The organism is Bradyrhizobium sp. STM 3809, from assembly GCF_000239795.1.
Classification (GTDB): Bacteria; Pseudomonadota; Alphaproteobacteria; order Rhizobiales; family Xanthobacteraceae; genus Bradyrhizobium.
This window is the reverse complement of the sequence record NZ_CAFJ01000043.1, coordinates 1-5,191: the sequence shown is the minus strand read 5'-3', so window position 1 is coordinate 5,191 and position 5,191 is coordinate 1. Positions and strand designations below refer to the sequence as shown.

Annotated in this window: 5 protein-coding genes; 3 read left to right on the top strand and 2 right to left on the bottom strand. The window is 66.9% G+C overall.

From position 1 onward, the window contains the following. Together BRAS3809_RS01820 and BRAS3809_RS01815 are read left to right on the top strand one after the other, a co-directional pair. Positions 1–857, top strand: an 857-nt coding sequence (locus BRAS3809_RS01820) for a DbpA RNA binding domain-containing protein (RefSeq protein WP_035654991.1), incomplete at its 5' end; no start/stop codon positions are given. A gap of 54 nt (positions 858–911) precedes the next feature. Beyond that, a complete protein-coding gene (locus BRAS3809_RS01815; protein ID WP_008960398.1) occupies positions 912–1,313 on the top strand; it encodes a DUF2177 family protein in 402 nt (133 codons plus the stop codon). Between the two features lie 53 nt (positions 1,314–1,366). Here the strand turns inward: BRAS3809_RS01815 and BRAS3809_RS01810 are convergent, their stop codons facing one another. Then, complete coding sequence (locus tag BRAS3809_RS01810; RefSeq protein ID WP_008960397.1) at positions 1,367–3,073, bottom strand: methyl-accepting chemotaxis protein; 1,707 nt, start codon at positions 3,071–3,073, stop codon at positions 1,367–1,369. 304 nt (positions 3,074–3,377) lie between these two features. Continuing rightward, a complete protein-coding gene (locus tag BRAS3809_RS01805; RefSeq protein ID WP_008960396.1) occupies positions 3,378–4,037 on the bottom strand; it encodes a peroxiredoxin in 660 nt (219 codons plus the stop codon). Positions 4,038–4,401: 364 nt separating this feature from the next. On the opposite strand from BRAS3809_RS01805, the gene BRAS3809_RS01800 reads away from it, so the two are divergent. Continuing rightward, on the top strand, positions 4,402–4,965 hold the full coding sequence (locus tag BRAS3809_RS01800; RefSeq protein ID WP_008960395.1) for a hypothetical protein: 564 nt from the start codon (positions 4,402–4,404) through the stop codon (positions 4,963–4,965). Positions 4,966–5,191: the final 226 nt, after the last annotated feature.

Sequence of the window (5,191 nt, the reverse complement as noted above, 5' to 3'; positions counted from 1 at the left end):
CGGACGAGATCCGCAAGCTCGACCAGGAGCGCATGCTGCACGATCCGGTGCTGACCGAGGAGACGACGGCGGAGGACCTCGCGCTCGCGCAGGCGCTGCTCGCCGAGCGATCGCCGGAGGACATCGCCGCCGCGCTGGTGCGGCTCTATCGCACCCGGCTGCCGTCGCCCGAGGACATCCTCGATCCCGGCGAGGACCGCGGCCGTTCGCGGCAGGATCGCGCGCGCGAGAACGTCCGGCCCGCGCGCGCCGAGGATCGTCCAGCGGATCGCCCGGCGGCGCCGCGGACCAAGGGCGGCAAGCCGTCGCGCCACGGCATGGGCGAGCCCAGCGTCTGGTTCCGCGCTGCGATCGGGCGCAGGAAGAACGCGGAGGCGCGCTGGCTGCTGCCGATGATCTGCCGCCGCGGCGGCATCGACAGGCAGGACATCGGCGCGATCAAGATCTCGGATACCACGACCGAGTTCGAGATCGCCGCGCGCGTCGCCGACGCTTTCGCCGCCAGCATCCGCCGTCCGGACAAGGAGGACACGATCCGCATCGAGCCGCTCGCCGGCGCGCCCGCGGCACAGGTTGCGACCGAGACGCCGCGGCCCGACAAGCCGCCGCCGCGGCGCAAGGCCGGCGAGGGCGCCTATCATCCGCTGGACCGCGACGAGCCCCGCGAACGCGCCGACACCAGGCCGCACGGCAAGCCGCATCGCGACGGTCCGCCAAAATCGTTTCGCGAACCGGCGTTCGCGAAGAAAAAGAAGCCGCGCGACAAGTCCGGCCATGGCGGACAGACGTTTCCTTCGAACCCACCGCGTGCCAAGGCGCCCGGGGGCAAGAAGCCGAAGACCAAGCGTCGCGGCTGATCCGGCCGTTCGGCGCGTTGCATCGACCGGTCAACCGTGAGGAAGGAGCCGTCCTTGAGCCGCTACGCCGTCCTGTATTTCGCAACGCTGGCCGTGCTGCTCGGCTTCGACATCCCGTTCCTTGCCATCGTCGCCAAGGGCTTCTTCCAGTCGCAGGTCGGCGAGATGCTGGGCGAGGTCCGCCCGGTACCGGCGGTGCTGTTCTATCTGATCTACATCGCCGGCGTGCTGATCTTCGTCAGCGCGACCGCCGACGCGACCTGGCGCTCGACCTTGCTCTACGGCGCGCTGTTCGGCCTGTTCTGCTACGCGACCTTCGAGCTGACGTCGCTGGCGATGCTCAAGCAGTGGACCTGGGCGGTCGTCGCCCTCGACATCAGCTGGGGCATGTTCGTGACCGCGGTGTCGGCGACCGTGGGGCTCTTGATCGCCGACTGGGTCACGCCGCGGGGGTGAACGGAAAGGCCGGAACGCCGCAGCCGAACATGTGCCCCGAGGCGTCCGGCCGGCTAGGCGGCGCGAACCGTCTGCAGGAAGCGGCCGACCTCCGATCGGAGCTTGCTGCTGTCCTGTGACAACGTCTTGGCGGCTGACAGCACCTGGGCGGAGGCGGAGCCGGTCTCGCTCGCGCCCTGCTGCACTTCCGACACGTTGGAAGACACCTGCTGGGTACCTTGAGCGGCCTGCTGCACGTTGCGCGAGATTTCCTGCGTGGCGGCGCCTTGCTCCTCGACCGCCGCCGCGATCGTCGAGGCGATCTCCGACAGGCGCTCGATCGTCCCGGAGATCTCCCTGATCGCAGAGACGGATTCCTGGGTGGCGCCCTGGATGCTGGAAATCTGCTGTCCGATCTCGCCGGTGGCCTTGGCGGTCTGCTCGGCCAGGGCCTTGACCTCGGAGGCCACGACGGCAAAGCCGCGGCCGGCTTCACCGGCGCGCGCGGCCTCGATGGTGGCGTTGAGCGCGAGCAGGTTGGTCTGGCCCGCGATCGTGTTGATCAGCTCGACGACGTCGCCGATACGAGCGGCTGCTTTCGACAGCTCGCCGACCCGTTCGTTGGTCCTGCGTGCCTGGCCGACGGCCTCGTTCGCCATGCGCGCGGATTCCTGCACCTGACGGCTGATCTCGTTGACGGACGACGACAACTCCTCGGTCGCCGACGCGACCGACTGGACGTTTGTGGAGGCCTCCTCGGACGCTGCCGCGACCGTGGTCGCGAGCTGCTGCGAGCGCGTGGCGGTGGAGGTCAGCGTGCCGGCGGAGGCTTCGAGCTCGGTCGAGGCCGAGGACACGGTGCGGATGATCTCGCCCACGGCGGATTCGAAGCTGTCGGCCAGGCTGATCATGTCGGCCTTGCGCTGTTCGGCGTTGCGCCGCTCGGCCTCCTTCTGCTCGGCCTCGATGCGGAGCTTGGCGAGCCCGTTCTCGCGGAACACCTCGGCCGTGCGAGCGACGTCGCCGATCTCGTCGCGACGGTCGGTCGAATGCACGGCCATGTCGTAACGGCCGCCGGCGAGCTGCTGCAGCAGCGCGACGATGCTGCGGATCGGCTTCACGATGCCGAACTGGCCGATCAGGAAGCCCAGCACGCCACCGAAGACGATTCCGGCCGACGCCAGGATCATCAGCAGCCGCGACGTCGCCTCGTATTGCTCATGGGTTTCCTTCGCTTTCTCCTCGACGCGCGCGTTGAGCCGGTCGGCCACCGCGCGCATCTTGTCTTGCAGGTTCTCGGCAGCAGCGCGGCTCTTCATGGCCGAGTCGCGCAGGCGCGCGGCGCTGTCGCTGATCTTGCTGGATTTCTCCGCGTCGATCACCGCGAGCGTCTTCTCGAGCTGGCTCTTGTAGGCGGCGAAAGCCTGTTTGACCTCGGGCAGCATGGCCTTGGCCTTCTCGTCCGGGGTCTCGCTCACGAGCGCGAAGCGCTCGTCATATTGCTTGAGCTGGGTCTGGATCACCTCGCGTGCGGCAAGCCTGTTCTCGTCGCTGGGATCGAGCGCGCCGCGGAACTCGGCCCGGTTCAGCGCAATGACGTTCTGGTTGGCACGCGCAGCCAGCAGCGCGCGTCGGGCCGCCACCGACATCGCGTCTGCCCTGTCGCTGAGATCGCCGAGCGCCGAGATGCCGAGATACGCCATGACGGCGGCGACGCTGCTGAGCAGAACGACGATCGAAAGGACCTTGGTCAGAATGCGAAATCGACTTAGGAACGACATTGTTCACCCCATTCCGAAGCTTCCGCGCCGAAGCCTCATTGGAACCGTCGTCAGATTCGTCATTCCTGGTTAATATCGCGCAACCTCGAGTCGAACTTTGCAGTCCGTAGAATTGCGGAGTCACGCAGCTGCACGTCAGCCGTGACGCCGGATACGGTTCGGCGCACCTCGCACGGTCTGGAGCCGCCACGCGATGGCGATGGGCGGACGTCTGGAGCCCGCGGCCGGATCGAACCCTTCGTCGCAAAAAAAGGGGGGCGCGCTCCTGGCGCGCCCCGCGGCCGCTCCGGCCATGAGCGACAGCTTATTTCGGCTGCGGCACCACGCGCAGATACGGCTTCGGCGCCTTCCAGCCGTTCGGGTAGATCGTCTTGGCCTCGTCGTCGGACACCGAGCCTGCGATGATGACGTCCTCGCCCTGCTTCCAGTCGGCCGGGGTGGCGACGCGGTGCTTGGCGGTCAGCTGCAGCGAGTCGATGACGCGGAGAATTTCCTGGAAGTTGCGGCCCGTGGTCATCGGGTAGACCAGGATCAGCTTGATCTTCTTGTCCGGGCCGATGATGAAGACGTTGCGGACGGTCAGGTTGTCCGCGGCCGTGCGCTTCGCGGGATCGCCGGAGACCGCCGCCGGCAGCATGTCGTAGAGCTTGGAGACGTTGTAGTCGGTGTCGCCGATCATCGGGTAGTTCGGCGCCGCGCCCTGCGTCTCTCGGATGTCCTCCGACCACTGCGCATGCTTGTCCACCGGATCGACCGACAGGCCGAGCAGCTTGACCCCGCGCTTGTCGAACTCCGGCTTCAGCCGGGCGAGGGCGCCGAGCTCGGTGGTGCAGACCGGGGTGAAATCCTTCGGATGCGAGAACAACAGCGCCCAGCTGTCGCCGATCCAGTCGTGGAATTTGATCTTGCCTTCGGTGGTCTCAGCCTCGAAGTCGGGCGCGGTGGAGCCGATTTGCAGTGCCATGGGAGTCCTCACGTGATTTCAAAGGGGGCGGCTAAATTGTTCTCTCGACTATAGGAAATACCGCCTAGCATGGGAACCGTTCCAGAAAAAAGAGAACATCGTTCTCCTGCAGCTCGCGCGCGCAACAACTTCTTTTGAGTTCCGGGCCCGCGGCGAAACATCCGTGGGACTACCGTCTGCCCAGATTTCGCCACGTCTCGGTCGCAACACGCCGGCCCCGCTCAGGGCCGCATTGAACCGTGATCCGGGTCACTGCGGCAAAAGGGCAACCGATACAAAAACCCACATCAGCGTTTCGAACCGTTAACCACCCGTTCAGACGCCGGCCGACAAGGTGGGTCAACACAGCAACTGAGAAGAGAACATGGCTACCTCTGCACCAAAAACCATCGATGGTCTCGAGCCGTCCTCGTGTGAGACCGCTGCGTCCGCGCTCGCCATCGTGCGCGACGGCGTGATCACCGGCGAGGGGCCGACCACCGCAGGACGTGTGCACTTCTCCCGTATGCTCGACGCCGAAGACGCCGCCTGGTGCGCGCGCATTCTCACCGCCGCCGCCATCAACGACGCACCCGTCAGCCGCGCCGAGGCCGAGGCGCTGTTCGAGATCGACGCCGCCGCCACCGAGCGCAAGGATGAGGGCCGCTTCGAGGATCTTCTCGCCAAGGCGATCGCGCACCACACGGCGTCGGCGTCCGGCCTGCCGGTGCCGCCGCGCAGCGTGGCGCTGTCTCCGGAGACGCCGATCGAGAGCTGGGCGCCGATGAATGCGCGCGGCGTGCGCACCGATGCGCTGGAGTGGGTCGCCAAGCGCATGCGCGGCAAGCGCCAGGGCAACCGCGCGCTGCGCGCGATGGTCGCGACCCTGGTCGGCGTGAGCGTTCTGCCGCTGGCGCAGCTGCCGTCGATGATCGATATCGGCATGTAAGGCGCAGCGCCTCATCCACATGGATTGTCGAGAGCGCGATGGCTTCATCGCGCTCTTTTGCTTTGTGGCCCGGGCTGCCCGCGCGCATCACTATCGGCAGTCTTAGAAGCCGGGCTATCGCCTCTCGAAGTGCGGAGCTGTCTCGGCGAACGATCCTGCCAATGATGTTCTCCGTCATGCCCGGGCTTGTCCCGGGCATCCACGTGGCTCTTTGCATGCCGAACGA

Excerpts from the sequence above, each read along its gene's own strand:
- BRAS3809_RS01810 (WP_008960397.1), bottom strand. The coding sequence starts at position 3,073 with ATGTCGTTCCTAAGTCGATTTCGCATTCTGACCAAGGTCCTTTCGATC.
- BRAS3809_RS01800 (WP_008960395.1), top strand. The coding sequence starts at position 4,402 with ATGGCTACCTCTGCACCAAAAACCATCGATGGTCTCGAGCCGTCCTCG.
- BRAS3809_RS01805 (WP_008960396.1), bottom strand. The coding sequence starts at position 4,037 with ATGGCACTGCAAATCGGCTCCACCGCGCCCGACTTCGAGGCTGAGACC.